The sequence below is a fragment of the Polaribacter sp. SA4-12 genome (assembly GCF_002163675.1).
Classification (GTDB): Bacteria; Bacteroidota; Bacteroidia; order Flavobacteriales; family Flavobacteriaceae; genus Polaribacter.
Map to the genome: position 1 here is coordinate 1,874,605 of NZ_CP019334.1, position 24,215 is coordinate 1,898,819.

A 24,215-nucleotide genomic window follows, 5' to 3' on the forward strand; every position below is an offset into this window, starting at 1 on the left:
ATTTATTTGTCTTTATTTTTAAAATTTTCTTTCTCTTGCACCTCTTTCCTTAAGCTACTACTAGAAAAACGATGCTCTCTTTTATTATAAAAAAGTTTTATACCAGTTTTCTCACAATAATCTCGACCAGTAAATTGCTTACTTGCGTATTCATCACCAATAATCCTTACATCAACTTTAAATGATCGTAAAACGTCTTCTAAATCTTGTTCTGTTGCATAAGGCACAACCTCATCAACATACTTACATCCATTTAATTGAATATATCGTTCTACTACGGATTGTATTGGTCTGTTTTTTTCGGGTCTATCAAGGGTAGGGTCTGTTTGTAAACCACAGATTAAATAATCACATTCTCTTTTTGCCTCTTCTAGCATTTTCACATGTCCAGCATGAAACAAATCGAAAGAACTAAACGTAATTCCTACTTTCATTAACATTTTTTTTTTGCAAATATAGAATTATTTATTTACTTAATAAACAGGTGTTTTTCTCCTATTTTACTAATTGCCATATTCCTAATTTGATGAACAATTTTTATAGATTCCTCAGATTCTTTTAAACCAAATCCGTTTCCTTTTAATATTTCTTGATAACTTTTGGTATGTAAATCTGTAAACCCAGAACTAAACTCCAACTCTTGATTATCGATAGTAATTGATCTAAAAGTTCTTTGCCCTTTTTCTTTTATATGTTCAGGTAAATCATTTTCATTAATTGATAGAAACCATCTTACTCTAGCATTTTTAAACTCTAAATACCCCGCCGACTTATCTTTCTCTCTTAAATGAACGATGTTCTCTTGAACATCACCAAAAATCCATGATAACATATCATAAAAATGAACACCAATATTTGTTGCGATTCCTCCTGATTTACTTTCATCTCCCTTCCAAGAAACATCATACCAATTCCCCCTTGAAGTAATATAAGTTAAGTCTACATCATACTTCCCCTTTTTACCCTCAGCAGCTACTTTATTCTTTAAAGCAATAATACTAGGATGCAATCTTAATTGCAAAATTGTATTTATTTTTTGACCAGATTCTTTTTCAATATCCTTTAAAGCGTCTAAATTCCAAGGATTTAAAACCAATGGTTTTTCACAAATTGCATCAGCCCCTCTTCTTAAAGCCATTCTAATATGAGCGTCATGCAAATAATTTGGAGTGCAAATACTTACATAATCTAAATGAGTACCTCCCCTTTTTAACTTTTCAATATGTCGATCAAATCGCTCAAACTCCACAAAAAAATCTGCCTTTGGAAAATAACTATCCATGACACCAACACTGTCAAATTTATCTAAAGCTGCAATTAACTGATTATCCGTATCCTTAATTGCTCTTAAATGTCTTGGCGCAATATATCCTGCAGCACCTATTAATGCAAAATTCTTCATCTTTTAAAGTGATTTATCTACATGCTTAGAATCTAAAAAATTCTTAACATCATATAAAATTGATTTTTCTTTTTTTATTTCTTCAAAATTCAAGTCATGAAACTCTTTATGAGCAACTGCTAAAACTACCGCATCAAATTTCTTATTAGGCAATACTTTTGTTGAATCTAATTTATATTCTGAATTAACTTCCCTTACATTCGCGTGTGGATCAAAAATAGTCACATTTGCTCCGTAATCTTGTAATTCATGGATTACATCAACAGCTTTTGTATTTCTAACATCAGGGCAATTTTCTTTAAAAGTAATTCCTAAGACCAAAATTTCAGCTCCTTTTACTTCTACGTCATTTTGAATCATCAACTTTGCTACTTCAGACGCAACGTACTTCCCCATACCATCATTCACTCTTCTACCTGCTAAAATAATTTCAGGATGATATCCGTATTCCTGTGCTTTTTGAGCTAAATAATAAGGGTCAACTCCTATACAATGCCCACCAACTAAACCTGGTTGAAATGGTAAAAAATTCCATTTTGTACCTGCTGCCTCTAAAACATCTTGCGTATTTATATCCATCAATCCAAAAATTTTGGCCAATTCATTTACAAACGCAATATTTATGTCTCTTTGAGAATTTTCTATAACTTTTGCAGCTTCCGCTACTTTAATTGACGGAGCTAAATGAGTTCCTGCAGAAATTACAGACGCATATAATTTATCAACTTTTACTCCTACTTCTTTTGTTGAACCAGATGTAACTTTTAATATTTTATCTACCGTATGTTTTTTGTCTCCTGGATTTATTCTCTCTGGAGAATATCCTACAAAAAAGTTCTTATTAAATTTTAATCCTGATACTTTTTCTAAAATAGGTACACAATCTTCTTCTGTAGCTCCTGGATACACCGTAGATTCATAAACAACAATATCTCCTTCTTTTAAAACACTTCCTACTGTTTCGCTTGCTTTAACCAAAGGTATTAAAACAGGTCTATTGTTTTTATCTACTGGCGTAGGAACTGTAATCACAAAATAAGTACAGTCTTTAAGATCACTTATTGATGATGAACAAAAAAGTCCGTTTTCAACTGAATCTTTATCAACTAAAACATCTTGCAAAGTTTTTTTATCAACTTCTAAGGTTTTATCAACTCCTGATTTTAATTCTGAAATCCTTTTTTCATTCACATCAAAACCAACAACTGAATATTTTGTAGCAAATAATCTTGCCAACGGCAGTCCGACATAACCTAAACCAATTACAGCTATTTTAATTTGTTCCATTCTATAAATTTTTCCAATACCATTTTATTGACTCCTTTAATCCTTTTTGTAACGAAAACTGAGGATTGTACTTTAATAAGTCTTTTGCTTTTTGAATACTTGCATGAGAGTGAGGGATGTCTCCCATTCTATTTTCACCGTATTTAATTTCGATGTTCGCGATAGTCTCATCAAATTCTGATAAATATTCCTTTAAACACCCTACCAAATCATTTAACGTATTTCTATCTCCAAACGCAATATTATAAACTGTATTTATTGCTTTGTTATTATCAACTACAAGACTTAATAAATTAGCTTGAATGACATTATCTATATAAGTAAAATCTCTTGAATAAGAACCATCTCCATTTATCACAGGTGATTCTCCGTTCATTAACTGACCAACGAATTTTGGGATAACAGCAGCATACGCTCCATTTGGATCTTGTTTTCTACCAAAAACATTGAAATACCTTAAACCAATCGTCTCTAAACCATAAGTCTTACTAAATACATCAGCATACAATTCATTAACATATTTAGTAACTGCGTAAGGTGACAATGGCTTACCTATCACATCCTCTTCTTTTGGCAAAGATTTAGAATCACCATATGTTGAAGAACTTGCAGCATACACAAATCTTTTAACATTATTATCTCTCGCCGCTACTAACATATTTAAAAAACCAGAAACATTTACATCATTTGTAGTAATAGGATCTTTTATTGATCTTGGCACTGAACCAAGTGCTGCTTGATGCAGGATATAATCTACCCCAGAAGCAGCTAACATACAATCTTCAAGATTCCTAATATCTCCTTCAATTAACTTGAAATTTGTATCATCTAAAAACGAAGAAATATTTTCTCTTTTTCCTGTAGAAAAATTATCTAAGCAGATAACTGTATTTTTTTTATTAAGTAAAACCTCACAGAGATTAGCACCAATAAAACCAGCACCTCCCGTAACAAGTATTTTTTTTCCTGATAATTCTATATCCATTTAGAAGTACTTTTTTAACTCTTTTTGAAGAAATCAAATATAACAAAAAAGAATAACTTGACTCACCTCTTAAAACTATTAAAAACAAAAAATCCTTCACAAATTGTGAAGGATTTTGCTTTGGTGGGCAATGAGGGATTCGAACCCCCGACCCTCTCGGTGTAAACGAGATGCTCTGAACCAACTGAGCTAATTGCCCTAAGCGGCTGCAAATATAATATAGATTTTAGACATACCAAACTAATACACAATAAAATTTCACTCTTTATTAAAACTTATTTAAAAACAAAAAATCCTTCACAAAATGTGAAGGATTTTTACTTTGGTGGGCAATGAGGGATTCGAACCCCCGACCCTCTCGGTGTAAACGAGATGCTCTGAACCAACTGAGCTAATTGCCCTAAATCGGTTGCAAATATAACACAGATTTTATATATACCAAACAAAAAACACACTTTCTTTAAATAATTTCAGCAACAACAAAAGTACTTCCACCAACATAAATTATATCTTCCTGATTTGCATCAAGTAACGCTGTTTTGAAAGCTTTTTTAACTGACAAATAATTCTCTCCAATTAAATCATATTCTTTTGCTTTTTCTTGTAAAATCACCTCAGACATCCCTCTTGGGATGTTTGGCTTGCAAAAATAGTACTGCCCTTCTTTTGGAAAAAGCGGTAAAACCTCCTCTAATTTCTTATCAGAAACAACACCTAAAACAAAATGTATCTTTTTAAACGATTCTTTTTCTAATTGATTTAACACAATACTTAAACCTTCCTTATTATGAGCTGTATCACAAATTACTTTTGGATTTTCCTGTAAAATCAGCCATCGCCCCTTAAGGTTTGTATTCTTCACTACATTTAATAAACCTTTTCTAATATTTTCTTCAGAAACAGAAAACCCATTTAACTTTTTGATTGAAGCAATAGCTGTTTTTGAATTTTTCTTTTGATAATCGCCTAACAAATCTGTTTTGTAGTTTTCATTATCAACTGAAGCAAAATAAATTGGAGATTGTTTCTCTTCCGCTTTAGCGACAAAGACACTTTTTACTTCTTTTTGCTCTTCCCCAATAATAACAGGTATATTCTTTTTGATAATTCCTGCTTTTTCAAATGCTATTTCCGGTAAGGTTTCTCCTAAAAACTGCGTATGATCTAAACCTATATTAGTTATTACAGAAACTTCTGGAATAATTATGTTCGTAGAATCTAACCTTCCTCCTAAACCGACTTCAATGATGGCTATGTCTACTTTTTCATTCGCAAAATAATCAAAAGCCAACCCAACAGTCATTTCAAAAAAGGATAGTTTTTGTTTTTCTAAAAAACCTTTATGCTTTTTAATAAATGATGAAACTTTCCGTTTTGGAATTTCATTACCATTAACACGAATTCTTTCTGTAAAGTTTTTTAAATGTGGTGATGTATACAACCCCACTTTATAACCTGCTTCTTGTAAAATAGAAGCCAACATGTGAGATGTAGAACCTTTTCCATTTGTTCCTCCAACATGAATTGATTTAAACTTTCTCTCAGGAAAACTCAATTCCTCCGTAAAAGCTAAAATATTTGTTAAATCTTTTTTGAAAGCAGTTTTACCTTCTCTTTGATACATTGGCAATTGCGCAAACATCCAATCTAATGTTTCTTTATATGTCATAAAATTTCAAATAACTAATAAAACACTTCTCTTTATAAGTAAAAACATAAAAAGTAATGAATCTGTAATTTTTTATTTAAAAACTACAAACTCATTACCCTCAGTAATTAATATTTTAATCTAAAAAAACACAAATATCTTTATCTTTTATTTCTATAAAACAAACCTACTCATACTTTTAAAACTACTTATTTTTTAACTTTTTTTAGATTTTCTTTTTCTTGAACTTCTTTTCTTAACCCACTGCTAGAAAAACGATGTTCTCTTTTATTAAAATATAAATCGATACCTTTTTCTTCACAATATTGTCTTCCTGTAAATTGCTTACTAGCATACTCATCTCCAATAATTCTTACATCAACCTTAAAAGAACGTAAAACATCTTCTAAATCTTGTTCTGTAGCGTAAGGAACAATTTCATCTACAAATTTACACCCCTTTAATTGAATGTACCTTTCAACTACAGATTGAACTGGTCTATTCTTTTCTGGTCTATCTAAAGTTGGATCCGTTTGTAAAGCACAAATTAAATAATCACATTGACGCTTTGCATCTTCTAACATCGTTATATGACCTGCATGCAATAAATCAAAAGCACTAAAAGTAATTCCTATTTTCATGATTTTATTTTTTATTTAACAACCAAGATGATGATTGTATTTTATCACCTAAACCATCTATTAATTCAATTTTCAGTTCATTACAAATTGGCGCTTCAGGAATAGAATTATTATCTTGATCTCCTCCATTTGCAAAACCTAATTGGTATTCATCTCCATAAGTTTCAAAAATAGTACGAATAGATTCACAAACAGTTCTATCCTTGTCTACAGAAATAATAGCTTTATCTACAGCTTTAATATTCTGCACTATAAATAATCGTTCATCTTCTTTTTGAAATTCTTTAGAACCTTTAAGCCCTCTTTGTAAATCACTATTAACAATTACAAACAACTCATCCGCTAAAGCCTTTGCACTATTAAAGTATTCTAAATGTCCTTTATGAATTGGATTAAAGTATCCTGAAACAATAATTGCTCGTTTTTTCATTTCTTTTGTTTTTAACAATAAAATTTTTAAACGTCTAATATAAAAAAATACTCCTTTTATATTGACATAATTTCTTATTATCTGTTATTGATTACTCAAATATCTGATATAAATTATAAAACAAAGTTCAAGTATCGGTGAAAAATCAATTAGCTCTGTTCAATGATTAAAAGCTATCGCTTAACCTATCTTTTACAAAAATAACATAAAACAGAAATTATAAACTATTTAGATAGAGAAAACTTATAAATAATAGTACCTACTTGGTTTACGGGCGCTTTATTACTCGCACTCCATTTCGTTTTTAAAGCAGCTTGTTTAGCTGGTTTTAATAAACAAGGGTTTGAATTCGTCGTTCCTTGAACACCTGCTTTCGCATAGATAACTTTTCCATTTCTATCAACCCGAATCTCTACAACAACCGTTCCTTCTTCTTGACAATCTGGTTGTTCTTTCGGTTTTGAAAGTGCTTTTCTACCCGCTAAATTGTAATTACCTCCAGAACCACTTCCTGTATTTCCATAATACTTATTAGAATCAGGATCACCATTTTCTTTTCCCTTTACTCCAACTTCTTTATCATCTCCTTTCCCTTTTGGTTTTCCGTCGGATGAATTTCCGTTTAATAAATTATTTAAAGCATCTTGAGTTTCTTTTGATGGTTTTGGCTTTGGCTTTGGAATTTCTTTTTTAACAATTTCTTTTACAACCTCTTTAACGGGTTCTTTTTTTACCTCTTTTACTTTTTCTACAACAGGTACATCTTTAGAGGTATCATCTGTTATAATTTCTTCTTTAATAATTTCTTTCGGAGTTTCTTTTACTTCTTCTTTAACGATTTCTTGTTGCTCTACAATTTTTGGTGTAGAAATTTTCTTAGTTTTTTGAACAGGTTCCCCACTACCTACTTCTGAATTTCCAAAGTTGATTGCCAAACCATATTCTTTTGGTGGATCTAAATATTGCATTCCATAATTGAAAATCCCGAAGAGTAAAAGCATCAAGATAATCGCTGTAATAATAGCCGATTTACGTTTATGTTTGGTATCTAAAACTGACATTCTATTTGCCTTTTACAGCTAAAATCATTTTTAATTTATTCTTATTAGCGATGTCAATTACTTTCATCACATTTTTATAAGGAGCGTCTTTATGACCTCTAATTATAATCGTTTTCTTTTTATCTGTACCAACACTTCTTAAAATTTCACTTTCTAATTTTGATGAACTCACTTTAGTTTTATCAATATAAAATAATGATTTATCAGTAATTGTTACAGCTACAGATTTATTGTTTTCTGTTTTCCCTCCTGCTTTTGGTAACAGAACATCAATAGCACTTACTGTAACCAAAGTTGATGTTAGCATAAAAAATATCAACAATAAAAAAACAATATCTGTCATAGATGACATATTGAATGTTGGATCTACTTTATTTCTTCCGCGTAAATTCATTTTTTTTATTAAAAAATTAAATAATTCTATACTGGTTCATTTAATAAATCTAAAAACTCAACAGATTTTGCTTCCATTTGATAAACTACTTTATCAGTTCTTACCACCAAATGATTATATGTAATGTAAGCTATAATACCTACAATTAAACCCGCAACCGTTGTTGTCATTGCAGTATACAAACCATCAGAAAGTAATTTAATATCTATTTGACCACCAGCATTTGCTATTTCATGAATAGCAACTATCATACCTATCACTGTTCCTAAAAAACCAATCATAGGTGCAGCTCCTGCAATTGTAGCCAAAACACTAACATTTTTTTCTAATTGATAAATCTCTAACTTTCCTGCAGTTTCAATTGCTGTATTAATATCATCTAAAGGTTTTCCTATTCTAGAAATTCCTTTACCTATTAATCGAGCAGTTGGCGTGTTTTTACTTTTACAAAGCGCATCAGCAGACTCTAATTTTCCATTAGAAACATAGTCTTTAATTTGATTCATAAAATTTTCATCAATCTTTGATGCAGCTTTTATAGCAAAAAAACGTTCGAAATAAATATATAAACCAACAGTTAACAACACAAATAGAATTGCTATTATTATTTGCCCTCCTAAACCACCATCCATAATTAGCCTATAGATAGAAAGTGTTTTTTCTTCTGAAACTGTTTCTTCTAAAAGTTCTTTATTTTCTTGAAAAAATGATATCATTCAATTCTTTTTTTAAGTTCTATTTAAGTAACGACTATTCTTTTTTTAAATTGTTTCAAAACAAAAGAATAGAATTTATTTTTACATCAAAAAAAATGCCATTTCAAATAAAACTTGAAATGACATTTTAATATTTATTTTTTTATAACTTAAAAAAGTGTTCTTGTAATCATAAATGCTGCAGAACCAACTAAGAAGCCAATTAATGCTAACCAAGATATTTTTTTAAAGTACCAGAAAAAATCTATTTTTTCCATTCCCATTGCAACAACTCCTGCCGCAGAACCAATGATTAACATAGATCCTCCTGTACCTGCTGAGAATGCTATAAAGTGCCATAGTTCATTATCTATTGGCTCAGAGAACATACCTAAACTTGCTGCAACTAAAGGTACATTATCAATTACTGCAGAACCAACACCCAATAACATTACTACTAAATCTGAAACTCCTGTTACTCCAGGAACATGTAACTCTGTTCCCATCATTGGTACGGATTCTTGTAAAGTTGAAGCAAAATTAAATAGAATTCCTAAAGATTCTAAAGCAGCAACTGCCATTAATATCCCTAAGAAAAATAAAATACTTGGCATTTCAATTTTTGACAATGATGCATGTACTGGACTGTGATGTGCAGCTGCATCATGCTCTTCGCTATCAAAATCTGATAAAGAAAATTTAGATCTACTATATATCTCTGCAAATGTTGCAACAATTGCTAAAGATAACATCATACCGACATAAGGAGGTAAATGTGTAACTGTTTTAAAAATTGGCACAAAAATAATAGCACCTAAACCTAAATATAACATTCTTGCACTGTGCTGACTTTTTGGTTTCTCTACTTCTTCTTCAGAATCAATTTCACCCTTAAACGCTGGTAAAAACGAAGCTATTAAAGTAGGAACTGCCATACATAATAATGATGGTAATAATAAATACTCTATTAATTTTAAAGTAGTAACTTTTTTACCAATCCAAAGCATTGTTGTAGTAACATCTCCAATAGGAGACCAAGCACCACCTGCATTTGCAGCAATAATAATTAAACCTGCAAACCAAATTCTTTCTTCTCTATTTTTAACAATTTTCTGAAGAATAGAAATTAATACAATAGTTGCTGTTAAATTATCTATAATAGCAGATAAAACAAAAGCTAAAATTGAGAAAATCCATAAAATTTTAGATTTCTTTTTTGTCTTTACATAACTTTTTATAGTAGAAAATCCATCGAAATAATCAATGATTTCAACAATTGTCATTGCTCCTAAAAGGAATACTAAAATTTCTGCAGTTTTACCTAGATGATGTAATAAAGTTTCTTCAACAATATGTAATTTATCATCATGAACCATAGATGCAAAACCATCTACTAAACCATGATTAGCAGAATCGAACCATTGCGTAAAATTATCGACACCAAGAGCAACTAACGCCCAGCAAACCGCCATCATCATCAAGGCAGGAATTAATTTATCTAACTTTAAGTTGTGCTCTAAAGTAATGGCTAAATACCCCATTACAAATACAATAATAATTACTGATTCCATTTTTGTTTATTTAATTTATATCAATTCTTTTAGCGCTATTTCAAACGCTGTTTCACTTATTTTTGTTTTTGAAGCACTTCTTGCAAAGGTTCTTTGCAGTGCTTTCTTTATCGTATTTGAAGTATCTTCAAAAATAGCTTCATCTGTCATCTCTACTCTTCTCTCCATAAAATAAGCAAATACTCTTGCCATTCCACAATTGGAAATAAAATCAGGAATTAAACTCACTTTTTTATCTGTATCTTCCATGATTGATCCAAAGAAAATTTCTTTATCAGCAAAAGGAACGTTTGCACCACAAGAAATCACTTCTAAACCTGTTTCAATCATTTGATTAATTTGCTCTTGCTTTACCAATCTTGAAGCTGCACATGGTGCAAAAACCTCACAAGACAAATTCCAGATTCGACTATTAATTTCTTCAAAAGGAATCATGTTTTCTGCAACCAATGTATTACCATCTTTATGTAAAAACAGTTCTTTTATTTCTTCAAAAGAAAAACCTTCTTCATTTATAACCCCTCCAACTCTATCGATAATTCCAACAACTTTAGCACCCATTTGCGCTAAATAATATGCTGCTGCAGAACCTACATTTCCAAAGCCTTGTACAATTGCTCTTTTACCAACAATTGTTCCTCCATAAATATCATAATAATGACGAGCAGCTTCAGCAACACCAAAACCTGTAATCATATCAGCTACTGTAAATTTCGCTGAAATATCAGGAGAATAACTTTCGCTTTCTATGACTTTTATCACCCCATGCCTCAATTGACCAATCCTGTTAATCTTATCAGCTTCTGTTGGTTTAAAATGACCATTAAACACTCCTTCTTGAGGGTGCCAAACTCCAACATCTTCTGTCATTGGTATTACTTCATGAATCTCATCAACATTTAAATCTCCTCCAGTTCCGTAATAATTTTTCAATAATGGAGAAACAGCACTAAACCACCTTTCTAAAACACCTTTTTTACGAGGGTCTTCTGGATTAAAATTTATTCCAGACTTTGCTCCTCCAATTGCAGGACCAGAAACTGTAAACTTCACTTCCATTGTTTTTGCAAGAGACAGAACTTCATTCATATCTAACCCCTCTCTCATTCTTGTTCCTCCGCCTGCAGCACCTCCTCTTAAAGAGTTTATCACTGTCCAACCTTCTGCTTCTGTTTCAGAATCTTTCCAATTAAAAACTATTTCTGGTTGCTTATTCTCGTATATTTTTAATAATTCTTTCATAATAAAATTTTAATAAATTAACTTATCTTTTGTGCTTTTTCAAACAATTTTAATTTTTGATTAAAATCCCCATCAGGGGAAAAGTTAAAGCTGATTCATTTTAAATTTTTTAGAAATATTATGTATTTGATACCGTACAAACTTACAGTAAATAAATGATTGTTCAAATATTTATTAAATTCCTAAGGGTAAAAAGATATCTCCAGATGAATGATCCATTTTTGCTCCCGTAACACTTGACAAGCAATTAATCTGATTATTAAACCTTAACACTCCTAAAAAAGCAAAAAGTAATGCTTCTTTAAAATCGATAAGCTCTGTTTTAGGTAACATAATTTTGCTCTTTGATACATCTTCAATACGATTCATTAAAAAAGAATTAAAAGCACCTCCACCAGTAATTAAAACCGAATTATTATCTTTTATTATTTTACTTATTTGAATAGCAACATGTTCCACAAAAGTTCTCAAAATGGATGAAATATCAGTTTCTAAACGATCTATTAAAGGAAAAATATTTTCTTTAACCCATTCCAAACCTAAAGATTTTGGTGGGTTTTGTGAATAAAAATCAATAGAATTCAATGCAGTTAAAAGTTGGTGATTCAATTTTCCTTTAGAGGCAATTCCCCCAGAATCATCATATTCTAAACCTAATTTATTTACATAATGATTCAAGACAATATTTACAGGGCAAATATCAAAAGCAATTCTTACTCCATTTTTATTAAAAGAGATATTAGAAAAACCCCCAAGATTTAAACAATAATCATAATTAGAAAAAAGTAATTCATCACCTATCGGAACCAAAGGCGCTCCTTGGCCACCTAACGCAACATCTTGCGTTCTGAAATCGCAAATAACTTTTTGCTTTGTTGCATTTGCAATTATTTGTCCATCGCCAATTTGAAGTGTAATCCCCTTATGAGGCTGATGCAAAACCGTATGACCATGAGAAGCAATAAAATCGATATCTTCAATCTGAAATTTATCAATAAAATCATTAATCACACCTCCTAAAAAAGCACCATATTCTATATTTAACGCTGTTAAATCATCAGAAGAAAAACCAATTGAATTCTGTAATGTCGATTTCCATTTTTTAGAATAAGAAACAGTTTCTGAGTGTAAAATATCAAAATCTTGATAGTTATCATTTAAAAACTTCACATAGACCAAATCAATTCCATCTAAAGACGTCCCTGACATTAATCCCACTACAAAAAACTCCTTTTTATTCATAATTGTAAAATTAACAAAAGTCTATTGATAATAAGTTACGAAATCGATATCTTTGGAGCCATTAATTACGAATATAATAAAAATACACACATATGGATTTTAGTTTAACAGAAGAACACCTAATGATTCGAGATGCTGCAAGAGACTTTGCGCAAACAGAATTATTACCTGGTGTAATAGAAAGAGACAACAAGCAAGAATTTCCGCAAGAATTAGTGAAAAAGATGGGAGATTTAGGCTTTTTAGGAATTATGGTAGATCCAAAATACGGAGGAAGCGGAATGGACGCTATTTCTTACGTATTAATTATGGAAGAACTTTCTAAAATCGACGCTTCTGCATCCGTAATTGTTTCTGTTAACAACTCATTAGTTTGTTACGGTTTAGAATCTTACGCTAACGAAGATCAAAAACAAAAATATTTAACAAAACTAGCAACAGGAGAATTTGTTGGCGCGTTCTGTTTAAGTGAACCAGAAGCAGGTTCAGACGCAACATCACAAGCAACAACTGCAGAAGATAAAGGTGATCATTATGTAATTAACGGAACAAAAAATTGGATTACAAGCGGTGGACGTGCAGATGTATATTTAGTAATTGCACAAACAGACCGAGAAAAAGGACATAAAGGAATCAACGCTTTTATTGTAGAAAAAGGAACAGAAGGTTTTCACGTTGGCCCAAAAGAAGACAAATTAGGAATCCGTGGTTCAGACACGCACACTTTACAATTCAACGATGTAAAAGTACCAAAAGAAAACAGAATCGGAGAAGATGGTTTTGGTTTTAAATTCGCTATGAAAACACTTTCTGGAGGACGAATTGGTATTGCTGCACAAGCATTAGGTATTGCAGCAGGTGCTTATGAGTTGGCTTTAAAATACTCTAAAGAACGTAAAGCTTTTGGAACAGAGATTTGCAATCATCAAGCAATTGCATTTAAATTAGCAGACATGCACACAGAAATCGAGGCAGCAAGAATGTTGGTTATGAAAGCTGCTTGGGACAAAGACCAAGGTAACAATTACGATATGTCTAGCGCAATGGCAAAATTATACGCAAGTAAAGTTGCTATGGAACACACTGTAGAAGCTGTGCAAATTCACGGTGGAAACGGTTTTGTAAAAGATTACCACGTAGAACGTTTAATGCGTGATGCTAAAATTACACAGATTTACGAAGGAACTTCTGAGATTCAGAAAATCGTAATTTCTCGTGGAATTATCAAAGGATAAAGTACACCTTATATATAGTCTCTAAAAATCCATCTTTTTAAAAGGTGGGTTTTTCTTTTGGGCGCAACCTTTCAGGTCAGGCTTTACGCACTCGCTTTTTTGTAAAAACAAAAAGAGCTCAAACAATTGCTTCAATCCTTTGCGCGTGCTTACTTGCAAACTACAGTTCTAATTCAATATCATACAATTGCAAACCAGAAGAAGGCGCATTATTCCGCATATACATTCTATCATTATCTTCTTTTAAAGAAGCTTCAATAAATTCTAAATCAAGATTCCCTTTCCCAACCTCAAATAATGTTGCCATCATCAAACGAATCTGATAACGTAAAAACCCTTTTCCTCTAACCTTAAATATATAAGACTTTTCAGGAAAGAAATTCGCTGTTAAAATATCATTCTCTACAATTTCACAAGAATCAATCACTCTTTTAAAAATCGTTTTTTCAGAAGGCTTTGTACAATATTTATGAAAATAATGTTCCCCTTCAAACAACTTCACAGCTTTCATCATTGTATCAATATCAAGATCTTCATTAAGATTTACAATAAACGGAGCAGCAAAAGGATGATTTTTCCCTCCAAATGAAAAGTAATAATGGTATTCTTTAATCTTCGGAGAATTAATAATATTAAAACCTCTATTTACCTTCTGAATAGAAATCGCTCTAAAATCAGGAGAAAAATTAGCATTTAAAGAATCCACAAAAGAAGCTTCATCAACTAAACCATCTGTAAACATTTGAATATAGTATGTATTTGCAGAAACCTTAGCATCCGTCCTTCCAACACCAATAGTTTTATAATTAACATCCTCAAAAACAAACGACAAGGTTTTATCAACCATATCATGTAATGTTTTAGCATTTGTTTGTTTTTGCCATCCAGAAAACCGAAAACCTAAAAACTGCAGCCTTACTATATAAGAAAATGAGTATTTCATAGATGCAAATGTACAATAATTACATTTTTTTTCACAAAAGGCTCATTTTTATGAATATCCTAAAATTATACCATACTTTTTTACAAACACTATATTTACACCCCTTCAAAAACAAAAAAATAAACTTATCTCAATATAACCCCTGTTTTTTTGAGGGTGTAATATAAAAATACATTCTTTTTAAAAACACACCCCTTGTCAGTTTAAATTAAATATATACTTTTGACCCAGTTCAATTAATAAAAATCATTCAACACAAACTAAAAAGAACACAACATTATGAAAAAAATTATTTTTACTTTATTATTAGCAAGTAGCTTAATAGTAACTGGACAAGAAAAAGAAGATAAAGGAACTTTCACATTAAGTGGAACAGTAGATGTATATGGAACTACTAATTTCACAAAAGATTCTGGAACTCCAGGAATTCTAATTGCAGCACCAGAAAATGCGAATGCTTTTGGTTTAGGATTTGCGAATACTGTTTTTGCTTATGAAAAAGGTAAAGCAGGTGTAGTTGCAGATATTGCTTTTGGTCCTAGAGCAGATGATGCAAATATGGCAGGAGCTATTAACCAATTATATGCTTACTATAATGTAAGTGACAAATTAACACTTACAGCAGGACAGTTTAATACGTTTTTAGGCTATGAGGTAATTTCACCAGCTGCTAATTTTAACTACACTGTATCTTATTTATTTAATGCAGGCCCATTTTCTCATACAGGTATAAAAGCAGACTATGCAGTTTCTGATGACTTATCTTTCATGTTAGCAATAACAAACGCACATGGAATTTCTAGTGCAGATGGAAACTTTTCTGACGACACTCAATTAGGAGCTCAAATTGGATACAAAGGTCAATACTTAAACTTCATTACTGGAGCTGTAAGTGCAGGTGGAGCAACAGACTGGATCTTTTTAGATTATACTGGAGGATTTGATATTTCTGATTCTTTCTACTTAGGTTTAAATGCAGCTTATGCAAACTCTAGTGATGCTGATTCAGGGTACCAAGGTGTAGCTTTATACTTACAAAATAAATTTTCAGATAAATTCTCTTTAGGATTTAGACCAGAATTTTTCACTACAACAGGAGCAACAGACCAAAGTGTTTCTGCATTTACTTTAACATCTAACGTAACGTTAACTGATAACTTAAAGTTTATAACAGACTTAAGATTCGATTCTTCTGACGACTTCATTATCGAAGCTTTTCCGGGAGAAAAAAGTACATCTACATTAACAATGGCAGCTGTTTACTCTTTCTAATAAAACATACGAACTCATAAAATTATTTTATCATGAAAAAAATAGAAGCAATTATAAGAAAATCAAAATATCGTGTAGTAAAAGATGCGCTACATGAAGTTGGTGTAAACTTTTTCTCTTACTGGGATGTAACTGGAATTGGAAACGAAAAAGAAGGTCATGTATATAGAGGTGTAAGTTATAGCACTAGTGATATTCAAAGAAGACATCTTGCTATTGTTGTAAACGATGAATTTGAAGAAATCACCATTAAAACAATCATTGAAGCTGCTTCGACAGGTGAAGTTGGTGATGGAAAAATTTTCGTGAGCGACATTAACGACGCTTACAGAATTAGAACAGGAGAAAAAGGCGGAGAAACATTAAACTAATCTACTACAAAATTTAATTATGGAATTATTAACAACAAATAATGTATGGATGATGATCTGTACAGCCTTAGTTTTCTTTATGCATACTGGTTTTGCATTTTTAGAAATAGGTTTGACAAGACAAAAGAATACAATAAACATTTTATTTAAAAACATCTTTATTATTACATCTGGTTTACTACTATATTATATTGGTGGTTTTAACTTAATGTACCCTGGTTTCGCAGAAGGTTCAGCTGGAGTTTTAGATTTCGCTGGTTTTGGAATTGCACCACCAGAAAACGGAATGACTGCAGAATATGCAGATGGAGGATACACTTGGTGGACAGATTTCTTATTTCAAGGAATGTTTGCTGCTACCGCTGCAACGATCGTTTCTGGTGCAGTAGCTGAAAGAATGAAAATTGGACCATTTATGATTTTTACAGTTATATACGTTGGTTTAATATACCCAATTGCTGGTTCTTGGAAATGGGGTGGTGGATTTTTAGACCAAATGGGATTCTATGATTTTGCTGGTTCTACATTAGTACACTCTGTTGGTGGATGGGCAGCATTAGTTGCTGTTTGGTTACTAGGTCCTCGTATTGGAAAATTCAAGAACGGTAAGCCTCAGGCAATACCTGGTCATAATATACCATTAGCAACTGCAGGGGTTTTAATCCTTTGGTTAGGTTGGTTTGGTTTTAATGGTGGTTCTGTTTTATCTGCTGACCCTGAATTAACTTCTTTAACATTAGTTACAACTTGTTTAGCTGCTGCTACAGGTGGTATTATTGCCGCTTTAGTATCTTTTATTAAATACAAAAACTTAGATTTAACAATGTTCTTAAACGGTATTTTAGGTGGTTTAGTTGGTATTACTGCTGGTGCAGATGTAATGACTCCTGAAAGCGCTATTATTATTGGTGGAATAGCAGGAGCAATAATTGTATTTGCTGTTGCCTTTGTAGATGCTATTAAATTAGATGATCCAGTTGGAGCAATTGCTGTACACTTAATCTGTGGTATTTGGGGAACATTAGCTGTTGGAATCTTTTCAACAAACCCAGAACATACATTCTTAATACAATTAACAGGTGTAGCATGTTATGCAGCTTTTTGTGTAATCGCATCATTCTTAATTATTTTTACACTTAAGAAAACTGTTGGTATTAGAGTAAGTGAAAAAGAAGAACTAGAAGGTTTAGATGCTCATGAACATGGTATGAATGCTTATTCAGACTTCCGTTTAAACGATCACTAATCAACTTAAAAACATTATTTTATACCTGCAAATTTAAAAATTTGCAGGTATTTGTGTTTATTGTCATTTTCTCAGTAAAAAAAGATTTTATTACTATTATTGAATTATTTATAGCACATTTTTGATTTCATCATAAAAATTATATTAAAACCCTAGAAACATTGACTTTTTCACCATAAAAAATATAAATTAGCCAATATAATTGAATATAATATGGAGAAACAAGGCTTATACTTACCAGAATTTGAACACGAAAATTGCGGTGCTGGTTTTATCTGTAATTTGAATGGAGAGAAAACGAATCAAATTATACATGACGCATTAGAAATTCTAGTAAAACTAGAGCACAGAGGTGGTGTTAGTGCAGATGGAAAAACAGGTGATGGTGCTGGTTTATTAATAGATATTCCTCATGTTTATTTCAAACGAGTATGTGATTTTCCTATTCCTAATCAAAGAGAATATGCTGTTGGAATGGTTTTCCTTCCAAAAGTAACAAATCAATATGATTATTGTAAAAGTACGTTTGAAAACGAGATAAAAGAACAAGGACTGTCTATTTTAGGTTGGAGAGAAGTTCCTGTAGATTCTTTTCAATTAGGTGAAATCGCTTTAGCATCAGAACCAAATATCGAGCAATTGTTTGTTGGTAAAACAGATGATATTGACGAAGCTACTTTTAAAGCAAAATTATATGCTGCTCGTAAAATAGCAGAACATGCAATTAGAAAATCTAAAATTTCTGAAAGTAAATATTTTTATATTCCGAGTTTATCAATAACTACTATTATCTATAAAGGTATTATTATGCCTGAAGATATTGGTCCTTATTATAAAGATTTACAAGAAATAGACTTAGTAACACGTTTAGCTTTAGTACACCAACGTTTTTCTACGAATACAATGCCAACTTGGGAATTAGCGCAACCATTTAGACACATGTGTCAAAATGGAGAGATTAATACTTTACGTGGTAATGTTAGTAGAATGCGTGTTCGTGAAGAAATCATGAAAAGTGATGTATTTGGTCCACAAATAGATAAATTATTTCCAATTATTTTACCAGGAAAATCAGATTCTGCTTCTATGGATATGGTTGTTGAGTTATTAACTCACACAGGTCGTTCATTACCAGAAATTATGATGATGATGATTCCTGAAGCTTGGGAAAAGCATGCAACTATGTCTAAAGAGCGTAAAGCTTTTTATGAATACAATGGTTGTATTATGGAACCTTGGGATGGTCCTGCTTCTGTACCTTTTACAGATGGAGATTATATTGGAGCATTATTAGACAGAAACGGTTTAAGACCATCTAGATATACAGTTACAAAAAGTGGTAGTTTAATTATGTCATCAGAAATTGGTGTTGTAGATGTAGCTCCAGAAGATGTAAAAGAACATGGTAGATTAGAACCAGGAAAAATGTTCTTGGTAGATATGAATGAAGGAAGAATCATTCAAGATCAAGAAATTAAAAGTAAAATTGTTTCTGAAAGACCTTATCAAGAATGGTTAGATAAAACTCGTTTACACTTAAAGGATGTTCCTTATACAAGTGAAACCTGTCCTATAGAATCTATTGATGTTAAAACCCGTCTAAGTTTATTTAATTACACTTTTGAAGATATTCAGGAAGTAATTACACCAATGGCAATAGTTGGTAAAGAAGCTTTAGGCTCTATGGGAATTGATACTCCTTTAGCTGTTTTATCAGACAGACCTCAATTAATTTCTAACTACTTTAAACAATTATTTGCTCAAGTTACAAATCCACCTTTAGATGGTATTCGTGAAGAAATTGTAACTGACATCAGTTTAAATTTAGGAAAAGATAGAAACATTTTCAGTATTACAGATAGACAGTGTAGAAAATTAAGAATTCAAAATCCTGTAATTTCTAATGCAGATTTAGAAAAAATTAGAAATATAGATATTGAAAGTTTCAAAGCTGAAACTATTCAAATTTTATACCCAAAAGCAAAAGGTTTAAATGGTCTTGAAGATGCTTTAGATGATATCATCGTTAAAATAGAAAAAGCGTTAGAAAGAAAAACAAATATTATTATTCTTTCTGATAGAGGTGTAAATAAAGAGCTTGCTCCTATACCTGCTTTATTAGCTTGTTCTTTTGTAAATCATCAATTAAACCGTTTACGTAAGCGTTCTCATTTCGATATTATTATTGAATCTGCAGAACCTCGTGAGCCACATCATTTTGCAACTTTATTTGGTTATGGCGCAAGTGCTGTAAACCCATATATGGTGAATGAAATTATCAGAATGCAAGTTAAAGAAGGCTTCATTACTGGTATGGATGAGCAAGGTGCAGTTGATAATTTCAACAAAGCAATTGGAAAAGGTATCTTAAAAGTAATGAACAAAATAGGAATCTCTACATTACATTCTTATAGAGGTTCTCAAATTTTCGAAATTGTAGGTTTCAACTCTCAATTTGTAGAAAAATATTTCCCATATACTGCTTCAAGAATAGAAGGTATTGGTTTATATGAAGTAGAAAAAGAAATTGATCAACGTTATAAACAAGCGTATCCAGATAATCAAATTGATAAAAACTTAGGTTTAAATGTTGGTGGAGATTATAGATGGAGAAGAAATGGTGAACGTCACTTATTTAATCCAACTACAGTTTCTAAATTACAACAAGCAGTAAGATTAAGTGATCAAGGAAGTTATGATGTCTATGCAAAAGCAATTAACGAACAGTCAGAAAGTTTAATGACAATTCGTGGTTTGTTTCAGTTTGATAACTTAGATCCAATTCCATTGGAAGAAGTAGAACCTTGGACAGATATTGTAAAGCGTTTTAAAACAGGTGCAATGTCTTATGGATCTATTTCTCGTGAGGCTCATGAAAATTTAGCAATTGCAATGAATAGAATTGGAGGAAAATCTAATTCTGGTGAAGGTGGTGAAGATAGAAAACGTTTTCAAAAAGATATCAATGGAGATAGTAGAAACTCTGCTATTAAGCAAGTAGCTTCTGGTAGATTTGGGGTAACTTCTCACTATTTATCAAGTGCAAAAGAGATACAAATAAAAATGGCTCAAGGAGCTAAACCTGGTGAAGGTGGTCAATTACCTGGAGAAAAGGTTTTACCTTGGATTGCAGAGGCAAGAAATTCAACACCTTTTGTAGGTTTGATTTCTCCTCCTCCTCATCACGATATTTATTCAATTGAAGATTTAGCACAATTAATTTTCGATTTAAAGAATGCAAATCGTGAAGCTAGAATTAATGTAAAATTAGTTTCTGAAGTTGGTGTAGGTACAATTGCTGCTGGTGTTGCAAAAGCAAAAGCAGATGTAGTATTAATATCTGGTTACGATGGTGGTACAGGAGCTTCTCCTTTAACTTCATTAAAACATGCCGGTTTACCTTGGGAACTTGGTTTAGCAGAAGCACAACAAACTTTAGTTCTTAATGATTTAAGAAGTAGAATTGTTGTAGAGTGTGATGGTCAGTTAAAAACGGGTAGAGATGTAGCTATTGCTGCATTATTAGGTGCTGAAGAATTCGGTTTTGCAACTGCTCCTTTAGTTGCTTCTGGTTGTATTATGATGCGTAAGTGTCACTTAAATACATGTCCAGTAGGTATTGCAACGCAAGATAAAGAGTTACGTAAAAACTTTAAAGGAACACCAGAGCATGTAATTAACTTCTTCTTTTACATTGCTGAAGAATTAAGAGCAATTATGGCACAACTTGGTTTCAGAACATTAGCTGAAATGGTTGGTCAAACTCATAAAATTAACGCAAATAAAGCAATCAAGCATTATAAAGCGAAAGGGTTAGATTTATCAAGTATTTTACACAGACCAACTTCTTATAGAAGTATGACTGTTAGAAATACAGAAACTCAAGATCATAACTTAGAAGGCGTTTTAGACTTTACTATATTAAAAGATTCTCATAGAGCTTTGTATAGAAAAGAAAAAATGAACTTAGCATATCCAATAAAAAATACCAATCGTACTGTTGGAGCAATTGTTAGTAATGAAATTTCAAAAATTTATGGTCACTTAGGTTTACCTGAAGACACCTTAAATATCAACTTTACTGGTTCTGCAGGACAAAGTTTTGGAGCTTTCGGCGCACATGGATTAACATTTATTTTAGATGGTAATACAAATGATTATTTAGGTAAAGGTTTATCCGGAGCAAAATTAATTATAAAGAAACCGGCAAAAGCAGACTTTTTAGCAGAAAACAATATCATTGTTGGTAATGTTTGTATGTTCGGCGCAGTAGCTGGTCAAGCTTATATTAATGGAATTGCAGGAGAGCGTTTTGCTGTTCGTAATTCTGGTGCAACCGCAGTTGTAGAAGGTGTAGGAGATCACTGTTGCGAATATATGACAGGTGGTAAAGTAGTTGTATTAGGTAGTACAGGTAGAAATTTTGCTGCTGGTATGAGTGGTGGTATTGCGTATGTTTATGATCCAGAAAACAAGTTTGTAAACGGGCTTTGTAATACTGAAACGATAGAATTCGAAGATATTTCTGATGAAGTTGCTGCTGATTTAAAAGCAACCATAGAAAAACACGTTTTATATACGGATAGTAAAAAAGGTGCTGAATTGTTAGCAGATTGGGATACAAGTTTAAACAACTTTGTAAAAGTGATGCCAACTGAATACAAAAAAGCATTGATACGTTTAGAAACAGAAGAACCAATGTTTGAAGAATTAACAAAAGCATAATGTCATGGGAAAAGTAACAGGATTTAAAGAATTTGAAAGACAGGATGAAAAATATACTTCTGTAAAAGATCGTGTAAAAGATTATAAAGAATTTACAGTTCCTCTTTCAGAAAAGGAAATAACAAAACAGGGTTCACGTTGTATGGATTGTGGTATTCCTTTTTGTCACAGTAGTTGTCCATTAGGAAATCTAATTCCAGATTTCAACCACATGGTACATCAAGGCGAATGGCAAAAAGCTTCATGGATATTACATTCTACAAATAATTTCCCAGAATTTACAGGTCGTTTATGCCCTGCTCCATGTGAACAATCATGTGTATTAGGTATTATTGAAGATCCCGTTGCTATAGAAAATATTGAAAAAAATATTGTAGAGCGTGCTTTTAAAGAAGGATGGATAAAACCACAACCTCCAAAAAATAGAACAGGAAAAACAATTGCCGTTATTGGTTCTGGGCCAGCAGGTTTAGCAACAGCACAACAATTAAATAGAGCGGGTCATACAGTTACTGTTTTCGAAAGAGATGATGAAGTTGGTGGATTATTACGTTATGGAATTCCTAATTTCAAAATGGAAAAAGGAATCATCGATAGAAGAGTTGCTATTTTAGAGGCTGAAGGAATTATATTCAAAACAAACGTGAATGTTGGTGTTAATTATAATGTTGAAGATTTAAAAGCTTTCGATAGTATTGTTTTATGTGGTGGATCTACAGAAAGACGTAGTTTACCAACTCCAGGTATTGATGCCGATGGTGTTGTACAAGCAATGGATTTCTTAACGCAACAAACAAAAGTAGTATTTGGTAAAGAAGTAAAAGACCAAGTATTAGCTACAGATAAAGAAGTAATCGTTATTGGTGGTGGAGATACAGGATCAGATTGTGTAGGTACATCAAACAGACAAGGAGCAAAATCTGTGGTAAATTTCGAAATTATGCCAAAACCTCCTGGTCATCGTTCACCAACAACTCCTTGGCCTTTTTGGCCATTACAATTAAAAACTTCTTCTTCTCATAAAGAAGGGGTAGAACGTAACTGGTTAATCAACACAAAGGAATTTGTAAAGGATGAAAACGGAAAATTAATCGCTTTAAAAACGGTTAATGTAGAATGGAAAATGGTTCCAGGTCAAAGACCTCAGTTAATTGAAATAGCAGGTACAGAAAAAACATGGCCTTGCGATTTAGCATTATTGGCACTTGGTTTTACAGGTCCAGAAAGTACACTAGCAGACAAATTAGGTTTAGAAACAGATGCGCGTTCTAACTACAAAGCAGCATACGGAAAATACCAAACAAACGTTCCAAATATATTTACTGCTGGCGATATGCGTCGCGGACAATCACTAATTGTTTGGGCAATATCAGAAGGTAGAGAAGCAGCAAGACAAGTAGACATCTATTTAATGGGGAAATCAGAATTACCAACAAAAGATATTTCTGGCGATTTAGTAGCAATGTAGCATTTAGTCAACAAAAAAATTAAACGTTCTGTCATTCCTGCGTAGGCAGGAATCTATAACAAAAGAAAACTCATCAATTTAATTATTGATGAGTTTTCTTTGTTCTAAACAATTATTAAACCTTTTTGGGCGTGCCCATTTTTTAAAAAGCGAAGTTCATAGAATAAACAGATAGCATAAAAATGGTCAGGCTATCCATTACAAGTCCTCGTTCGTACCTCACTGTGGGCTTTTCATTTCTATCCTTCACGCAAATAGCAACCAACCTTATCATTCCAATAAAAAACCAGAACAATACAACAAACAGTTTTGCCATTGCGAGGCACAAAGCAATCTGTTTACATACCTGTCATTGCG

The 24,215-nt window shown here is 31.9% G+C and carries 20 protein-coding genes and 2 tRNA genes; 6 read left to right on the top strand and 16 right to left on the bottom strand.

Going from position 1 to position 24,215, the window contains the following annotated elements; translation table 11 throughout:
• Positions 1 to 2: 2 nt before the first annotated feature.
• From BTO07_RS08130 to BTO07_RS08200, 15 genes are all read right to left on the bottom strand, one after another.
• A complete protein-coding gene (locus BTO07_RS08130; RefSeq protein WP_087520760.1) occupies positions 3 to 434 on the bottom strand; it encodes an adenylyltransferase/cytidyltransferase family protein in 432 nt (143 codons plus the stop codon).
• Between the two features lie 35 nt (positions 435 to 469).
• Complete coding sequence (locus BTO07_RS08135; protein ID WP_087520761.1) at positions 470 to 1,402, bottom strand: Gfo/Idh/MocA family oxidoreductase; 933 nt, start codon at positions 1,400 to 1,402, stop codon at positions 470 to 472.
• A 3-nt stretch (positions 1,403 to 1,405) separates the two neighbouring features.
• Positions 1,406 to 2,689, bottom strand: coding sequence for a nucleotide sugar dehydrogenase (locus BTO07_RS08140; RefSeq protein WP_087520762.1), 1,284 nt, complete (start codon positions 2,687 to 2,689; stop codon positions 1,406 to 1,408).
• Between the two features lies 1 nt (position 2,690).
• Positions 2,691 to 3,674 (bottom strand): SDR family oxidoreductase, encoded by a 984-nt coding sequence (locus BTO07_RS08145; RefSeq protein ID WP_087520763.1) that lies wholly within the window; start codon positions 3,672 to 3,674, stop codon positions 2,691 to 2,693.
• Positions 3,675 to 3,795: 121 nt separating this feature from the next.
• A tRNA-Val gene (locus BTO07_RS08150) sits at positions 3,796 to 3,873 on the bottom strand.
• 124 nt (positions 3,874 to 3,997) lie between these two features.
• Positions 3,998 to 4,075 (bottom strand) — tRNA-Val (locus BTO07_RS08155).
• A 59-nt stretch (positions 4,076 to 4,134) separates the two neighbouring features.
• Positions 4,135 to 5,343, bottom strand: a complete 1,209-nt coding sequence (locus tag BTO07_RS08160) for a bifunctional folylpolyglutamate synthase/dihydrofolate synthase (protein ID WP_087520764.1) — start codon at positions 5,341 to 5,343, stop codon at positions 4,135 to 4,137.
• 188 nt (positions 5,344 to 5,531) lie between these two features.
• Positions 5,532 to 5,963, bottom strand: a complete 432-nt coding sequence (locus tag BTO07_RS08165; protein WP_087520765.1) for an adenylyltransferase/cytidyltransferase family protein — start codon at positions 5,961 to 5,963, stop codon at positions 5,532 to 5,534.
• A gap of 4 nt (positions 5,964 to 5,967) precedes the next feature.
• Positions 5,968 to 6,393, bottom strand: a complete 426-nt coding sequence (locus BTO07_RS08170; RefSeq protein ID WP_087522583.1) for an adenylyltransferase/cytidyltransferase family protein — start codon at positions 6,391 to 6,393, stop codon at positions 5,968 to 5,970.
• A gap of 224 nt (positions 6,394 to 6,617) precedes the next feature.
• On the bottom strand, positions 6,618 to 7,454 hold the full coding sequence (locus BTO07_RS08175; RefSeq protein WP_087520766.1) for an energy transducer TonB: 837 nt from the start codon (positions 7,452 to 7,454) through the stop codon (positions 6,618 to 6,620).
• A 1-nt stretch (position 7,455) separates the two neighbouring features.
• Complete coding sequence (locus BTO07_RS08180) at positions 7,456 to 7,848, bottom strand: ExbD/TolR family protein (RefSeq protein ID WP_087520767.1); 393 nt, start codon at positions 7,846 to 7,848, stop codon at positions 7,456 to 7,458.
• A gap of 26 nt (positions 7,849 to 7,874) precedes the next feature.
• Positions 7,875 to 8,564 (bottom strand): MotA/TolQ/ExbB proton channel family protein, encoded by a 690-nt coding sequence (locus BTO07_RS08185; protein WP_087520768.1) that lies wholly within the window; start codon positions 8,562 to 8,564, stop codon positions 7,875 to 7,877.
• A gap of 149 nt (positions 8,565 to 8,713) precedes the next feature.
• Positions 8,714 to 10,114: a sodium:proton antiporter NhaD gene (gene nhaD / locus BTO07_RS08190; RefSeq protein ID WP_087520769.1), complete on the bottom strand. Its 1,401-nt coding sequence runs from the start codon at positions 10,112 to 10,114 to the stop codon at positions 8,714 to 8,716.
• Between the two features lie 15 nt (positions 10,115 to 10,129).
• Positions 10,130 to 11,356 carry a Glu/Leu/Phe/Val dehydrogenase dimerization domain-containing protein gene (locus tag BTO07_RS08195; protein WP_087520770.1) on the bottom strand — a complete coding sequence of 409 codons (1,227 nt, stop codon included), beginning with the start codon at positions 11,354 to 11,356 and terminating at the stop codon, positions 10,130 to 10,132.
• 174 nt (positions 11,357 to 11,530) lie between these two features.
• Positions 11,531 to 12,598 carry an anhydro-N-acetylmuramic acid kinase gene (locus tag BTO07_RS08200; RefSeq protein WP_087520771.1) on the bottom strand — a complete coding sequence of 356 codons (1,068 nt, stop codon included), beginning with the start codon at positions 12,596 to 12,598 and terminating at the stop codon, positions 11,531 to 11,533.
• Positions 12,599 to 12,690: 92 nt separating this feature from the next.
• Between BTO07_RS08200 and BTO07_RS08205 the strand changes: the two genes are divergently transcribed.
• Complete coding sequence (locus BTO07_RS08205) at positions 12,691 to 13,833, top strand: acyl-CoA dehydrogenase (protein ID WP_087520772.1); 1,143 nt, start codon at positions 12,691 to 12,693, stop codon at positions 13,831 to 13,833.
• A 160-nt stretch (positions 13,834 to 13,993) separates the two neighbouring features.
• Here BTO07_RS08205 and BTO07_RS08210 read toward each other — a convergent pair whose 3' ends face one another.
• A complete protein-coding gene (locus BTO07_RS08210; RefSeq protein WP_087520773.1) occupies positions 13,994 to 14,776 on the bottom strand; it encodes a tRNA pseudouridine(38-40) synthase TruA in 783 nt (260 codons plus the stop codon).
• A 279-nt stretch (positions 14,777 to 15,055) separates the two neighbouring features.
• On the opposite strand from BTO07_RS08210, the gene BTO07_RS08215 reads away from it, so the two are divergent.
• The 5 genes from BTO07_RS08215 (at position 15,056) to BTO07_RS08235 (ending at position 23,858) form a co-directional block, all read left to right on the top strand.
• A complete protein-coding gene (locus tag BTO07_RS08215) occupies positions 15,056 to 16,048 on the top strand; it encodes an outer membrane beta-barrel protein (protein WP_087520774.1) in 993 nt (330 codons plus the stop codon).
• A 32-nt stretch (positions 16,049 to 16,080) separates the two neighbouring features.
• Positions 16,081 to 16,419, top strand: coding sequence for a P-II family nitrogen regulator (locus tag BTO07_RS08220; RefSeq protein WP_087520775.1), 339 nt, complete (start codon positions 16,081 to 16,083; stop codon positions 16,417 to 16,419).
• A gap of 19 nt (positions 16,420 to 16,438) precedes the next feature.
• Complete coding sequence (locus BTO07_RS08225; RefSeq protein ID WP_087520776.1) at positions 16,439 to 17,665, top strand: ammonium transporter; 1,227 nt, start codon at positions 16,439 to 16,441, stop codon at positions 17,663 to 17,665.
• A 213-nt stretch (positions 17,666 to 17,878) separates the two neighbouring features.
• Complete coding sequence (gene gltB, locus BTO07_RS08230; RefSeq protein ID WP_087520777.1) at positions 17,879 to 22,390, top strand: glutamate synthase large subunit; 4,512 nt, start codon at positions 17,879 to 17,881, stop codon at positions 22,388 to 22,390.
• Between the two features lie 4 nt (positions 22,391 to 22,394).
• Positions 22,395 to 23,858 (top strand): glutamate synthase subunit beta, encoded by a 1,464-nt coding sequence (locus BTO07_RS08235; protein WP_087520778.1) that lies wholly within the window; start codon positions 22,395 to 22,397, stop codon positions 23,856 to 23,858.
• Positions 23,859 to 24,215: the final 357 nt, after the last annotated feature.